Here is a 12825-nt window from a genome sequence, read left to right as displayed (position 1 = left end):
GGGGGGTGGTGACGGCGTTGAGGATGCGGGTGGTGGAGCGGCCGGGGATGGCGGTCAGTTCCCAGCATTCGGCGGCGAGTACGTCGGCCGCCGCGCAGCGGCCTTCGGCGTGGGGGTCGCCGGCCGTGTGGGCGAGCGCGCCCGGGTGCATCGGGGCGAACAGCTTGATGTACTCGGCGGGCTTGTTCAGCTCCGGCGGCCCGGTGACGATGAACACCCCGTCCACGAAGCGCAGCGCGGCCAGCACCTCGGCGCGCTCGGCGGCGGTGTGCAGCGGCCGGTCCGGGCCCTTCCAGTAGGACACCCTGGCGTCGTCCTCCACCCCGACCAGCAGCGGCAGCCCGCGGTCGCGCACCGCGCGCAGGAACCGGACATGGCCAACGTGCAGGATGTCGAAGGCGCCCGTGACCACGGCCGCCCCCGGCCGGTCATACGGCATCACCCAGACCGCTTCCAGCCTGCTCACGACGTGTATCCCCTTCTCGCCGCGGCCCGCGCACGGCGCGGGCCCCGCCACTTCGCGGACACTCGCAGACTAGCGTTCGCCGGAGGCCGTTCCGTCCGCCGGTACCCACGAATCGCGCGGCCCGTCGCGCGTCCGGCTAACCTCCTGGTGATCGTATTCCTACTTTCCGGTGACATCGAGGCCGCCCGGCCCGGCGTCCTTAGGAGGACGGCTCCTCGTACGGCGGGGGCGATCGGGAGGGTCACGATGGACGGCGGACGCGAATCGAGCAAGGACACAGGCGCAGACGACGACGCGGGAACGGACGCCGACAAGGACAGGGTGTTCCACCTGGCCGGGACGGCCGACGAGATCGCCAGGGCGCGCCGCCTGGTGTCCCGCGCGCTGGGCGTGGACCACCCGCTGCACGACGACTGCGTCCTGCTCACCAGCGAGGTCGCCACCAACGCGGTCGTCCACTCCGACTCCGGCCGGGGCGGGACGTTCACCCTCAGGGTCAGCTACTCCGCCGGCACCGTACGGGTCTGCGTCCAGGACGACGGCTCCCTCGCCCCGCCGTGTACGTGCGGCGCCGACGCCGACGCCCACGCCACCGGAGGCCGCGGGCTGCCGTTGCTGGACGCGCTGGCCCGCAGGTGGGGCGTGATCCGCGAGGCCGGCGCGAACCGGGTGTGGTTCGAGCTCGCCCTCGACCTCGCCGGCGTCTCCGCCGCGCCGCCGAACGGCAGGCTGTACCTCGGCTAGCCCGCCGGGACGTCGAGCCGGCACAGCCCTTCGGCCAGGACCTTGGTGGTCAGCCTGGTACGGCTGTCGCAGCCGAGCTTGGCGAAGATGTGCTCCAGGTGCGTGGTGACGGTCCGCACGCTGAGGACCAGGAAAGCGGCGATCTGCGGGTTGGAGTCGCCGCCGGCGACCCGGGTGAGCACGTCCACCTCCCGCCCGGTCAGGTCGTAGGGCAGGGCGCACGGCCGTTCGGCGATCAGGGCCCCCTGGATCGCGCCCTGGAAGCCCACGCCCGCCCGCATCAGCCGCACCTCCCGCCAGCGCCCTTCGGCGTCCGGCCAGAGGCCGCGCCGGCTCAGCTCCCGCGAGTCGATGAACTCCCTGGCCAGCGCGGCCATCCCGGGAGCCGCCGCGATCGCCTCGGACGGCGGCAGCCCGGCCACCTCGCGGCGCGTGCCGGTCCGGTCGAAGGACATCGCCCGGAAGCCCGGCGGCAGCCCGCCCGTCTCGATCAGGCACCGCCGCAGGTCGGTCACGTGCGCGAGGGTGGGCGAGACCGCGTTGACCAGCGCGGCGGCCCGCGCGCAGAACGCGCCGGGATCGCGGGCGCTGAGGTGCAGCAGGCCGGTGTAGCGGCCCTCGTCCAGGAACAGCGGCGTGGTCAGGCCGGCCCGCCAGCCGTACGGCTCCAGGTGGCGCCGGTAGTAGCGCTCGGTGCCGGGGGCGCCCATCAGCAGCGGCTCGCGGTTGGCCATGGCCGTGCGGTAGGGGTCGAGCCGGGCGTACTCCTCGGCGGCGTCGGAGTCGACCCGGGCGTAGCCGTCGGCGATCAGGCTCTGGTGCCGGCCGGTGGCCGGGTCGAAGGCGACGAACTCGTAGGCGTCCATCGGGATCACCCGCCGCAGCGCGGCCATCGCGCCCTGCGCGCCGCGGCGGCCGGCCACCTGGAATCCCACCTCGGCGAAGGCGTGGAGATGACGCGGGCTCAGCGTGATCTGCTCCGCCTCCACACCGCCTCCTCCCGCCAAGCCGTACCCTGGGCTCAAGCGTGCCCGAGCGGAGAAAGCGCGGGAATACGTAAACCTTCCGATGTCTCGCCCTGAACAGATATTTACCCTCTCCGGCATCACGCCGGAGACACGGAGAGGCGGACATAACGTGACGGTCTTGATGAGGGCGCAAGGCGCCGCCGTCCTTCTTTCCGCGCTCCTGGCGCTCAGCGCGTGCGGAGGCGGAGGGAGCAGCACACCCGGCGGGCAGAGCGGAGACGCGCCGAAGCGGTTCTCCGTCGCCCTCACCGAGCCCGACCACCTGACCCCGGGCAACACCTCCAGCAGCTACTCGATCGCCGTGCTGGGGGCGCTCTTCGACACCCTCGTGGTCATCGGCCCCGACGGCAAACCGCAGATGCGCGCCGCCGAGTCGATCACCAGCGACGACCAGAAGGTTTGGACGATCAAGATCAGGCCGGGGCAGAAGTTCCACAACGGCGAGGCGGTCACCGCCGAGAGCTTCGCCGACGCCTGGAACGCCGCCGCCTACGGCCCCAACGCCTGGACCAACAACTACTACTTCGCCAACGTCGAGGGCTACGACAAGCTCAACCCCGAGGCCCCCGAGGGTTCGGAGGAGGCCCCCAAGCCGGAGACCGACAAGCTCAGCGGCCTGAACGTGGTGGACCCCACCACGCTGGAGGTCACCCTCACCGCCCCGTTCAGCCAGTTCCCGATCATGCTGGCCTACACCGGCTTCGCCCCGATGCCCAAGGCCGCCTTGCAGGACCCGGCGGGCTACGACACCGCCCCGATCGGCAACGGGCCGTTCATGCTGGACGGCCGGTGGGAGCGCAACAAGCTGATCAAGACCAAGCGGTTCGACGGCTACGCGGGCCCGCGCCCCGCCAAGTCCGCGGGCGTGAACTTCAAGATCTACGCCAACCGCGAGACCGCCTACACCGACCTGCGCGCCGGCAACGTGGACCTGCTCCAGACGATCCCGCCGGCCAGCACCTCGGAGGCCAAGACCCTGCTCGGCGACCGGTTCGTGTCCATCCCCGGCGGGACCATGGACTACCTCGGCTTCCCCGCCTACGACAAGCGGTTCGCCGGCGCCGACCTGCGCAAGGCGATCTCCATGGCGATCGACCGGCAGGCGATCGTGGACGCGGTCTTCAACGGCGCCTTCAAGCCGATGTCCTCCCTGGTCGCCCCGCTGGTGCCCGGCTACCGGGCCACCGCCTGCGGGGAGAGCTGCACCTACGACCCGGCCAAGGCCAAGGCGCTGTACGACGAGGCCGGCGGCTTCACCGGCACCCTCAACCTGTACTTCTCCAACGCCGACCCCAGCTACGAGCAGTGGATGACCGCGGTCGCCAACCAGCTCAAGCAGAACCTCGGCATCGCCGACATCAAGTTCCGCAAGATCCCGTCCGCGGACTACCTCGCCACCCTGCGCGCCCACAAGCAGGACGGGCCGTTCCGCAACAACTGGGTGATGGACTACCCGAGCCCGCAGAACTACCTGGAGTCGATGTGGGGCGCGGAGAACCGGATGGGCTGGAAGAGCCCCGAGTTCCTGGACCTGATCAAGCGGGCCAACTCGGCGCCCACGATGGAGGCCAGCATCCCGCTCTACCAGAAGGCCGAGGACCTGGCCCTGGCCGAGATGCCGATGGCACCGCTGTGGAACTGGCAGGACCAGGCCGGCCACTCCGAGAAGATCACCAACGTGCGGATCGACGCCTACAGCCCGAACCTCGACACGATCACCGTCAAGTGACCCTGCCCGCCGGTAGAGAACCCGGCCGATGAGATACGCCGCGCAGCGCCTGTTGCAGGCCGTACCGGTCTTCTTCGCGACCACCTTCCTGATCTACGCGATGGTGTTCGCGCTGCCCGGAGACCCCATCCTGGCGCTCGCCGGCGACAAGCCGATCTCCGACGAGACGCTGCACACCCTGCGCGAGCGCTACCACCTGAACGACCCGCTGATCGTCCAGTACGGCCTTTACATGTTCGGGCTGCTGCGCGGCGACCTCGGCCAGTCGTTCACCGGCCAGCAGGTCTCCGACATGCTGGCGGGCCGCTGGGAGGTGACGGCCCAGCTCGCCCTCACCGCCTGGGTCCTGGAGCTGGCCGTCGGCGTGCTGCTGGGCGTGGTGGCGGCGCTGCGCAGGGGCGGCATCGCCGACACGGCGGTGCTGGCGGGCACCACGTTCGTGATCGCGGTGCCGGTGTTCGTGGTGGGCTACGCCGCCCAGATCGTGCTCGGCCTCAACCTGGGGCTGTTCCCCACCGCGGGCACCGAGCAGGGCTGGCCGGGCAGCTACCTGCTGCCGGGCATGGTGCTGGCCTCCTTCAGCCTGGCCTACGTCGCCCGGCTGACCCGTACCAGCCTGGCGGAGAACCTGCGGGCCGACTACGTGCGCACCGCCACCGCCAAGGGGATGCGAAGACGCCGGGTGATCGGCAGGCACGCGCTGCGCAACTCGCTGATCCCGGTGGTGACCTTCCTCGGGGTCGACTTCGGCAACCTGATGGCGGGCGCGGTGGTCACCGAGGGCATCTTCAACCTGCCCGGCATCGGCCAGCAGGTGTTCCAGTCCATCCAGCTCCAGGAGGGCCCTGTCGTGGTGGGGGCGGTCACCGTACTCGTCATGATCTTCATCGCGGTGAACCTGGTGGTGGACCTGCTGTACGGCGTGCTCGACCCGAGGATCGCCCGTGCTTGACCTCGGCACCGCAGCCCAGGCCCCCGCCCCGGCGGCGCGCGGCTCCCTGTGGTGGGACGCGTGGTACGAGCTGCGCCGCAGGGTCGTCTTCTGGCTGTCCGCGGCGATCTTGCTGATCGCGGTCGCGATGGCGCTGTTCCCCGGCCCGTTCGCCGCCCTCGGCGGCCCGCAGCGCGGCTGTGACCTGCGCATGTCCAAGCGCCCGCCGCAGGAGGGCGCGCTTTTCGGCTACGACCTGCAAGGCTGTGACTACTGGTCGCAGATCGTGCACGGCGCGCGGGCCTCCATCCTGATCGGCCTGGCCGTCACGATCTTCGCGCTGCTCATCGCGATCGTGCTCGGCCTGCTCGGCGGCTACTTCGGCGGCTGGGCCGACGCCCTGATCTCCCGGATCACGGACGTCTTCTTCGGCATCCCGTTCGTGCTCGGCGCCACCGTGATCCTGGTGGCGTTCCCCGGCCACGGCGTGTGGGCGATGACCCTGGTCCTGGTCGTACTGGGCTGGACCACCATGACCCGGCTGATGCGCGCGCAGGTCATCGCGGTACGCGGGATGGACTTCGTCGCGGCGGCCCGCATGCTCGGCGCGAGCCATCTGCGGATCATGGTCAAGCACATCCTGCCCAACGCCATCGCCCCTGTGTTCGTGCTGGCGATGCTCAACGTCGGCAACGTCATCGCGGGCGAGGCCACCCTGGACTATCTCGGCGTCGGCCTTCAGTACCCGGAGGTCTCCTGGGGGTTGCAGCTCAACGCGGCCCGGTCGTTCTTCACCGAGCACCCGCACCTGCTGATCTTCCCCTCGCTCTTCCTCACCGCCACCGTGCTCGGCTTCCTGATGCTCGGCGACGTGGCGCGCGACGCGCTGGACCCCCGCCTGCACTGAGGTTTCCGTGGTATGAAGACCCGATGAGATCGGGTCCCCCGTGGCGTGCGCGGCTCATCCCGGTGCTGGTGCTCGCCGGGATGGCGCTGTTCCTCAACGACCAGGCCGCGCGCCGGGAGCGCGTGACCGACCCCCCTGCCGTCCACCAGGTGCGCGGGACGGCGGTGAAGTACCACACGTTCACCGACCGGGCGGGCAGCGGCAACCGCACCACGAGGGTGGTCGTGTTCGCCCTGACGCTGGCCGAGTTCCCGCAGAACCTGACGTTCCGGCTGGAACGTCCGCCTCCGGGCGGGGTGCCGCGGGGCACGCCGGTACGGCTGGAACTGCCCGCGGACGCGGCCGAGACCGTCCAGCGGGCCGGCCGCTACCCCGACGCCGAATACACGGTCAAGGCGCTCGGCGCGGAGATCGGCGGCCGGAGCGTCTACACCGCCGCCGAGGCGGCCGACCGGGCGGCGGGCGCCTCCGGCGGCTTCTGGACGGCGGCGCTGGTCTTCCTGCTGCCGGCGGTGGGATGGGCCGCCGCGGCGCTGTGGTGGGCGCGGCGGTGCCCCGGTCGCCGCGGATGAATCCGCTGCGTCGAAGGATGTAGCCGGGCCCTCAGGTGAGCAGCCGGTCCAGCACCCGCACCCCGAACTCCAGCCCCGCGACCGGCACCCGCTCGTCCACGCCGTGGAACATCCCGAAATAGTCCAGGGTCGGGTCCAGCAGCAGCGGCGCGAAACCGTAGCCGGGAACGCCGATCTGAGAGAAGGACTTGGCGTCGGTGCCGCCGCTCATGACGTAGGGGACCGGCCGGGCGGCCGGGTCCTCGGCGACCAGCGCGGCGCACATCTGGTCGAAGAACGGCGCGGGGTAGGGCGCGGACGGCGCGCCGGACAGGTTGACGAACTCGCGGGTCACCCTGGGGCCGAGCAGCTTGTCCACGGTCTCCAGCAGTTCCTCCCGGTAGCCGGGCAGGAACCGCCCGTCCACGTGGCCCTCCGCCGTGCCGGGGATCACGTTGACCTTGTAGCCGGCGTTCAGCATGGTCGGGTTGGCGGAGTTGCGGATCTGGGCCTTGAACAGCGCGCCGACCCGGCCCAGCCGGACCGCCTCCTCCTCCAGCCGGTCCAGGTCGATCGGCTCGCCGAGCACCTGCGACAGGGCGGTGATCAGCGCGGCCACGGCGGGCGTCAGCCGTACCGGCCAGCGGTGGTCGGCCAGCCGGACCATGGCCCGGGACAGCTCGGCCACGGCGTTGTCCACGGCGGGCTTGGAACCGTGCCCGGCCACTCCCCGCGCGGTCACCTTCATCCAGGCCGTGCCGCGCTCGCCGACCGCCACCGGGTACACCCGCGTCCCCGCGTCGCCGGGGACCTGCACGCTGAAGCCCCCCGACTCGCTGATCGCCTCGGTGCAGCCCTCGAACAGCTCGGCGTGGTGCTCGACCATGTACCCCGAGCCGTACTCGCCGGTGGCCTCCTCATCGGCCAGGAACGCCAGCACCACGTCGCGCCTGGGCCGCACGCCGCGCCGGGCCCAGCCGCGGACCGCGGCGAGCGTCATCGACAGCGAGCCCTTCATGTCCACCGCGCCGCGCCCGTGCACGCAGCCGTCCTGGATCTCCCCGGAGAACGGGTGGACCCGCCACTCCAGCGGATCGGCGGGCACGACGTCCAGGTGCCCGTGGACGAGCAGCGCCTCCGGCGAGTCGCCGGGCACCCGCGCCACCACGTTCGCCCGGCCGGGCGCGGACTCGAACACCTCCGGCTCAAGGCCCGCCTCGGCCAGCAGCCCGGCCACGTACTCGGCGGCGCGCCGCTCACCGCCGCCCGGGTTCGTCGTGTCGATCCTGATGAGATCGGAACAGATCTGCGCGACCTCGCTCATTGCGGGTGAACACTCCTCGTCCGTCGTGCTCTGGTTCGTTGCCGGGGGGGCGGGGTCACTGCCGGGCATGCCCGCTGTGGCCGTCTCTACCCTCTCGGAGTGGCCGGACGGTTCAGCTCGATGGGGGGCACCCCGGGCGTCGGGACGCCGAACACCAGGCCGTAGAAGGCCAGCTCCGCCTCCAGCACCGCGACGATGGTCTCCTCCCGCCGCCAGCCGTGCTGCTCCCCGGGGAAGGTCCGGTAGGCCCACGGGGTGCCGTGCCGGTCGAGCTCGCGTACGAAGCGCTCGGCCTGCGCGGAGTCCACGATGGCGTCCTCAAGGCCGTGCAGCAGCAGCGCGGGGCCCGAGGCCCGCGCGGCGTGCAGCAGCGGGGAGCGGGCGAGGTAGCGCTCGCGGGTGGCGGGCAGCGGCCCGATCAGCCCGTCCAGGTAGCGGGACTCGAAGTCGTGCGTCTCGGCGGCCCAGCTCTCCGGGTCGGTGATCGCGTAGTGGGCGACCGCGCCGCAGAAGACGTCGCTGTGCACGAGCGCGGCCAGCGCCGTCCAGCCTCCCGCGCTGCCGCCCCTGATCGCGATCCGAGAGGCGTCGGCCCGGCCGCTCGCCACCAGGCCGGCCGCCACCCGCGCGCAGTCGCGTACGTCCACCACGCCCCACTGGTCGCGCAGCCGTTCCCGGTAGGCACGGCCGTAACCGGTGGAACCGCCGTAGTTGACGTCGGCGACGCCGATCCCGCGGCTGGTGAAGTAGGCGATCTCCAGGTCCAGCGTGAGCGGGCTGACCCCGGTCGGGCCGCCGTGCACGAACAGCACGTACGGCGCGCGCCCGGCCGCCGCGCCGCGCGGCGGGTAGACGTGCGCGTGCACCCCGTCGATGGTGACGGCCTCGGGGGTGGGCAGCAGGGCCCGCGCGGGCAGCCGCTTCCCGGGCGAGAGGACCGAGCGCGCGCCGTCGCGCAGGCTCACCTCGGTCACCTCGAAGGGCGTGTACGGCGAGGCCGCCACCCCCACCGCGCGGGTGGCGTCCGCCGCGATCGTGGGCGCCCAGTAGGTCGCGGTCCCGCCGATCTCGGTGATCTCGCCGGTCTCCGGGTCGAGCAGGCCGAGGTTCCTGCCGTCGGCGGTGCCGTACATCGCCACCAGCCGGTCCCCGGCCAGGGCGAACCACGTGTTGCCCAGCTTCCAGGGGGCGTCGCCGAACTCCAGGGGGAGCGGGGCGAGGTTGCGCGGCGGGTCGCCGTCCAGGCCGACCAGGTGGACGTTCCACCAGCCGTCGGGGTCGGTGATCGCGTACAGGTTGCCGGGGTCGCGCCATTCGGCCTGGATGACCGACTCCTCCGGTCCGCCGGCGATGATCCGGTACGGCCCGGCCGTGCCGTCCTCGCCGAGCGGGGCGACGCACAGTTCGGTGCCGTCCCACGGCATGCGGGGGTGGTCCCAGCCGATCCAGGCCAGGGTGCGGCCGTCGGGCGAAAGACGCGGGTTCATCAGGAAGTGCTGGGCCCGCAGGATCGATCGGACCTCGCCGCCCGGCCGCAGCGGGACCGCCACCAGGTCCCTGCGGACGCCTTCCCGGCCGGTCCCGTCGTGCGTCTCGCGTACCGCCCAGACCTCGGCGCGGCCGGGCGGCAGGTAGAGGTCGGCGTAGCGGTGCGGGCCCTCCGGGGTCAGCGGCACGGGCGTGCCCTGCCCGGAGTGGCGGTAGATCCGCTGGTCGGCCCAGTTGGTGAAGACGATCTCGCCGTCGCCGGTGGGCCGCCAGGACCGGCCGCCGTACTCGATCACCCGGTTGCGGGCGTTCCAGCCCGGCGGCAGGACGTCCCTGGTCCGCCCGTCAGGGCCACGGCGGACCACACAGCGGCGCCCGCCCTCGTGCGGGCGGGGTTCGTCCCACCAGACCTCGCCGCCGTGGATCTCCACCCATTGCGGGCGGTCGTCCACGCGGGCGACGTCGGCGGGGCTGATGGAGGACAGCGTGGCAGGCTCGGACATGGTCACCAGTTACCGTCGGAAGGGGGCAGGGGGACCTCCGGCGGATGCACGACGTAGACGATTCCCCCGCTGGAGCCGCGCAGCCACACGTTCTCGAACGCGGACCGCGGATAGACCCGCCGCACCGTCTCGTCGTGCGGGGCGGCGGGATCGTTGGCGACGACGTCGCCGTCGCCGGTGAAGCCGGTCACGACCATCAGGTGGCCGCTGGTGGAGTAGCCGGAGCCGGGCAGCTCGTGCTCCTTGAACGACTGGGAGGTGATCACCGGGATGCCGGCCGCGATCAGGCGGGCCAGCTCGGCCATCGAGCGCAGCCGGGTGACGAAGCCCGCCATGCCGTACCGGCAGGCGTAGGCGACGCCGAACGGCCAGTTGCCGGTGCCCTGGTAGCTGTGGTCGTACATGTGCCTGGCGGCGTGGTCCACGGCGGGGCACGGGTCGCCCGGCCGCACCCACGCCAGCTCCTCGGGGCCGGGGCCGCGCCCCCAGTACTCCAGCACCATCGTCACGGCGGCCGGGCTGCACCAGGAGTCGCCGCCGCCGTCCCACTGCGGGTAGTGGCCGGCGTGCACCTTCTGCGAGCGCCGGGGGACCGCCAGCTCCACGCCCCGCACGCCGTCCGGGCAAGGTCCGGTCGTGCGCGCGCCGCGCGGCCGTACGGCGGAGGCCATCACCCCGGCCGCCGTCACGGCCGCCTCGCCCTCGCCGTGCAGCGTCAGGCGCAGCCGGAACGCCACCCACGGCCGCCGCGCCACCAGCGTGTCCACGGCCACGTCGGCGTCCTCGTCACCCTGGCCGGGCAGCGAGGTACGGTGGATGGTCTCCTCGCCGTGCGCCCACCGGCCCATGACGTACCACTTGGTGAGCCCGCCGCCGGCCGTCCTGCCGCGCAGCTCGACCGTGAGCCAGGTGCCGGGCGGGGTCACCGCGGACCAGGAGGGCACCAGCTCGGTCGCGGGAAAGCCGATCTCCCGCTCCTCCGACTCCCAGCGCCGGAAGGGGTGGGCCGCGCCGCCGTTGCCGAACGGATCGAGGTACTCGGCGGTCCCCACCGTGCTCGGCAGCACGGCGGGGAAGCGGTGCAGCACGACGCGGCTCAGATCGGCAGGCAACAGGGTGACCACCCCGCCGATTGTGGTTTCGTGCTGTTCGTGGCACATCGGATGGTTTACGTATCCACCCCCGGACCTGCCGGAATCATCGCCTGGTCAGCCATCCGGTGTAGACCGACCCGAAGCCGATGCCGTCGGTCCAGTGGTAGCCGAGCCGGTCGCCCTTCCTGGTCAGCGTCAGGGTGCCCGGGACGCGCTGGCCGGCGTCGGTCAGCGACACGGTGACGGCCGAGCGGGTGGACCCGAGGGCGGTGAGCCCGCCGGTGCAACCGGTGTCGGCCTCCGTCCACTTCCCGACGGCATTGCCCGACTCCAGGGGCACCTGCACGTCGTGCTCGCGCAGGCCGAGGGTGATGTTGGGGACGATGCGCCCGCCCCAGGTGCCCTCGACGGCGTCGGGGATCTCGGCCGGGCCGGTGACGCGCTCGCCCGGCACACCGGTCTGGGGCTCGCCGGCCTCGGTGCTCTCCTGCCGGGACGGTTCGGCGATCGGGGTGGACCACGCGCGGGCCGTCCGGGCCGAGCAGCACGTTGGCGGGCTTGAAGTCGCGGTGGACGACCCCGGCGGCGTGTACCGCGGCCAGCGCGGTGGCCGTGCCCACCGCCAGCCGTTCGAGGTCGCCGTCGCGCAGCGGGTCGCGCTCGGCGACCCGCCGGTCCAGCGCGGGGCCCGCGACGTACTCGCTCACCAGGTACGGCTGCCGCCCGCCCACGTCAGCAGCCGCGCCGTGCAGAAGGACGCGACGCTGGACAACGCCGCCGGTTCCCGGGCGAGGCGGGCGCGCGACTCCGGATCGACCCGGCTGAGCAGTTTGACCGCGACCTCCCGGCCGGACGGGTCGTGCGCGAGGTATACGACGCCCTGGCCGCCCTCGCCCGACCGTCCGGCCAGCCGGAACTCGCCGAGGGACGGCGGATCGTCTGGGGTGAGGGGGACTGGCGTGCGGCATACGTTACCGATGGTGCTGGTTCGATGCCCGCACGCGGGCGGGCCGGCCGGGAGTACCGTCGAAAGCGTGCGGAGCATCGACCCGGCCGATCTCATGACCGAGCTGCCCGGCCGGACGCCGGCCTCGGCGGTGCGGGGCCGCGTGTGTCCATCGGGTTCGGTATGAGCCCGGTATAGCTTTCTTCGGGAAACATCGATGCAGAGGGCCGAAAAGGGTTACGCTGAGTTGTTCCTCAATCGCATATGGAGACCCCCGTGCCCATCGATCTCGTGTCTCGTAAGGAATGGGGCGCCCGCAAGGCCCGCGGCTCGTATACCGCGCTGAGCTCCACCAAGGGCGTCAAGGTCCACTACACCGGAGGCCGTGTCGACCCCGCCATCGTCGACGATCACGATAAGTGCACCGGCGTGGTGCGTTCCATCCAAAAGCAGCATATGGACGGCAATGGATGGATGGATATCGGCTACAGCATGGTGGCCTGCCCGCACCGCAAGGTGTTCGTCGGGCGCGGCCCCGGGCACCTGCCCGCGGCCAACGGGCCCGGGCTCAACTCCGGCCACTACGCGGTGCTCGGCCTGGTCGGCAGCTCCGGGCTGGTGACGCCGCCCGACGGCATGCTGCACGCCATCCTCGACGCCATCGACCACCTGCGCGACAAGGGCGGCGCGGGCAAGGAGATCAAGGGGCACCGCGACGGCTACGCCACCAGCTGCCCCGGTGACAAGCTGTACGCCTGGGTCAAGAAGGGCGCGCCGCGCCCCGGTTCGGGCGGCGAGCCCGATCCGCCGGACGAGAAGGCCCCGCCGTGGCAGGGACGGGTGCTGAAGTACCCGCCGATCATGCGCGGTGACGACGTCCGCACCTGGCAGGCCCGGATGCGCGCGCGCGGCTGGAGCCTCGACGTGGACGGCGCCTACGGACCGCGTTCCCGCGAGGTCTGCGAGTCCTTCCAGCGCGAGAAGGACCTCTCGGCCACCGGTGCCGTCGACAAGGCGACCTGGGTCGCCGCCTGGGAGAAGCCCATCACCTGAGGGCGGCCACCAGGGCGACCGGGGCCGCGACCCCTGCCCGGCCCGTGGCGCACCCCTGCCC

12 protein-coding genes and 1 pseudogene are annotated in these 12825 nt (G+C 72.3%); 6 read left to right on the top strand and 7 right to left on the bottom strand.

Annotated elements, in window-relative coordinates; translation table 11 throughout:
- The coding region (locus C1I98_RS24520) for an adenylyltransferase/cytidyltransferase family protein (protein WP_233508147.1) at positions 1 to 466 on the bottom strand (466 nt) is incomplete at its 3' end.
- Positions 467 to 613: 147 nt separating this feature from the next.
- Here C1I98_RS24520 and C1I98_RS24515 point away from each other — a divergent pair.
- Positions 614 to 1210, top strand: coding sequence for an ATP-binding protein (locus C1I98_RS24515; RefSeq protein WP_233508146.1), 597 nt, complete (start codon positions 614 to 616; stop codon positions 1208 to 1210).
- On the opposite strand, the gene C1I98_RS24510 is transcribed toward C1I98_RS24515, so the two are convergent.
- Entirely contained in the window at positions 1207 to 2199 is a 993-nt protein-coding gene (locus C1I98_RS24510) for a LuxR C-terminal-related transcriptional regulator (RefSeq protein ID WP_233508145.1), read from the bottom strand. The genes C1I98_RS24515 and C1I98_RS24510 overlap by 4 nt on opposite strands.
- 160 nt (positions 2200 to 2359) lie before the next feature.
- Here C1I98_RS24510 and C1I98_RS24505 point away from each other — a divergent pair, with 160 nt between their 5' ends.
- Genes C1I98_RS24505 through C1I98_RS24490 form a run of 4 tightly spaced genes read left to right on the top strand, consistent with a single transcriptional unit; the run spans position 2360 to position 6377 of the window.
- Positions 2360 to 3967, top strand: a complete 1608-nt coding sequence (locus C1I98_RS24505; RefSeq protein WP_158558165.1) for a peptide ABC transporter substrate-binding protein — start codon at positions 2360 to 2362, stop codon at positions 3965 to 3967.
- Positions 3968 to 3995: 28 nt separating this feature from the next.
- On the top strand, positions 3996 to 4919 hold the full coding sequence (locus tag C1I98_RS24500) for an ABC transporter permease (RefSeq protein ID WP_111169775.1): 924 nt from the start codon (positions 3996 to 3998) through the stop codon (positions 4917 to 4919).
- Positions 4912 to 5805, top strand: a complete 894-nt coding sequence (locus C1I98_RS24495; RefSeq protein ID WP_111169774.1) for an ABC transporter permease — start codon at positions 4912 to 4914, stop codon at positions 5803 to 5805. Before C1I98_RS24500 ends, C1I98_RS24495 begins: the two co-directional genes overlap by 8 nt.
- Positions 5806 to 5828: 23 nt before the next feature.
- On the top strand, positions 5829 to 6377 hold the full coding sequence (locus C1I98_RS24490) for a hypothetical protein (protein ID WP_146607604.1): 549 nt from the start codon (positions 5829 to 5831) through the stop codon (positions 6375 to 6377).
- A 31-nt stretch (positions 6378 to 6408) separates the two neighbouring features.
- Here the strand turns inward: C1I98_RS24490 and C1I98_RS24485 are convergent, their stop codons facing one another.
- The 5 genes and pseudogenes from C1I98_RS24485 to C1I98_RS44265 form a co-directional block, all read right to left on the bottom strand.
- Positions 6409 to 7680 carry a M20/M25/M40 family metallo-hydrolase gene (locus C1I98_RS24485; protein WP_233508144.1) on the bottom strand — a complete coding sequence of 424 codons (1272 nt, stop codon included), beginning with the start codon at positions 7678 to 7680 and terminating at the stop codon, positions 6409 to 6411.
- An 86-nt stretch (positions 7681 to 7766) separates the two neighbouring features.
- A complete protein-coding gene (locus C1I98_RS24480; RefSeq protein WP_111169771.1) occupies positions 7767 to 9671 on the bottom strand; it encodes a S9 family peptidase in 1905 nt (634 codons plus the stop codon).
- 2 nt (positions 9672 to 9673) lie between these two features.
- Positions 9674 to 10795: a C39 family peptidase gene (locus C1I98_RS24475; RefSeq protein WP_233508143.1), complete on the bottom strand. Its 1122-nt coding sequence runs from the start codon at positions 10793 to 10795 to the stop codon at positions 9674 to 9676.
- 73 nt (positions 10796 to 10868) lie between these two features.
- Positions 10869 to 11219 carry a hypothetical protein gene (locus C1I98_RS44270; RefSeq protein ID WP_233508142.1) on the bottom strand — a complete coding sequence of 117 codons (351 nt, stop codon included), beginning with the start codon at positions 11217 to 11219 and terminating at the stop codon, positions 10869 to 10871.
- Positions 11220 to 11361: 142 nt separating this feature from the next.
- Positions 11362 to 11733, bottom strand: a pseudogene (locus C1I98_RS44265) (hypothetical protein); the annotation flags it as partial.
- Between the two features lie 254 nt (positions 11734 to 11987).
- Here C1I98_RS44265 and C1I98_RS24465 point away from each other — a divergent pair.
- On the top strand, positions 11988 to 12764 hold the full coding sequence (locus tag C1I98_RS24465; RefSeq protein WP_111169778.1) for a peptidoglycan recognition protein family protein: 777 nt from the start codon (positions 11988 to 11990) through the stop codon (positions 12762 to 12764).
- Positions 12765 to 12825: the final 61 nt, after the last annotated feature.

It is taken from the genome of Spongiactinospora gelatinilytica (genome assembly GCF_003236385.1).
GTDB lineage: Bacteria > Actinomycetota > Actinomycetes > Streptosporangiales > Streptosporangiaceae > Spongiactinospora > Spongiactinospora gelatinilytica.
The sequence above is the reverse complement of the archived record's forward strand: the minus strand, read 5'-3'. Positions and strand labels throughout refer to the sequence as shown.

What these genes read in the sequence shown, in the direction of transcription:
- C1I98_RS24505 (WP_158558165.1), top strand. Translation starts at nt 2,360, where the DNA reads ATGAGGGCGCAAGGCGCCGCCGTCCTTCTTTCCGCGCTCCTGGCGCTC.
- C1I98_RS24500 (WP_111169775.1), top strand. Translation starts at nt 3,996, where the DNA reads ATGAGATACGCCGCGCAGCGCCTGTTGCAGGCCGTACCGGTCTTCTTC.
- C1I98_RS24490 (WP_146607604.1), top strand. Translation starts at nt 5,829, where the DNA reads ATGAGATCGGGTCCCCCGTGGCGTGCGCGGCTCATCCCGGTGCTGGTG.
- C1I98_RS24485 (WP_233508144.1), bottom strand. Translation starts at nt 7,680, where the DNA reads ATGAGCGAGGTCGCGCAGATCTGTTCCGATCTCATCAGGATCGACACG.
- C1I98_RS24480 (WP_111169771.1), bottom strand. Translation starts at nt 9,671, where the DNA reads ATGTCCGAGCCTGCCACGCTGTCCTCCATCAGCCCCGCCGACGTCGCC.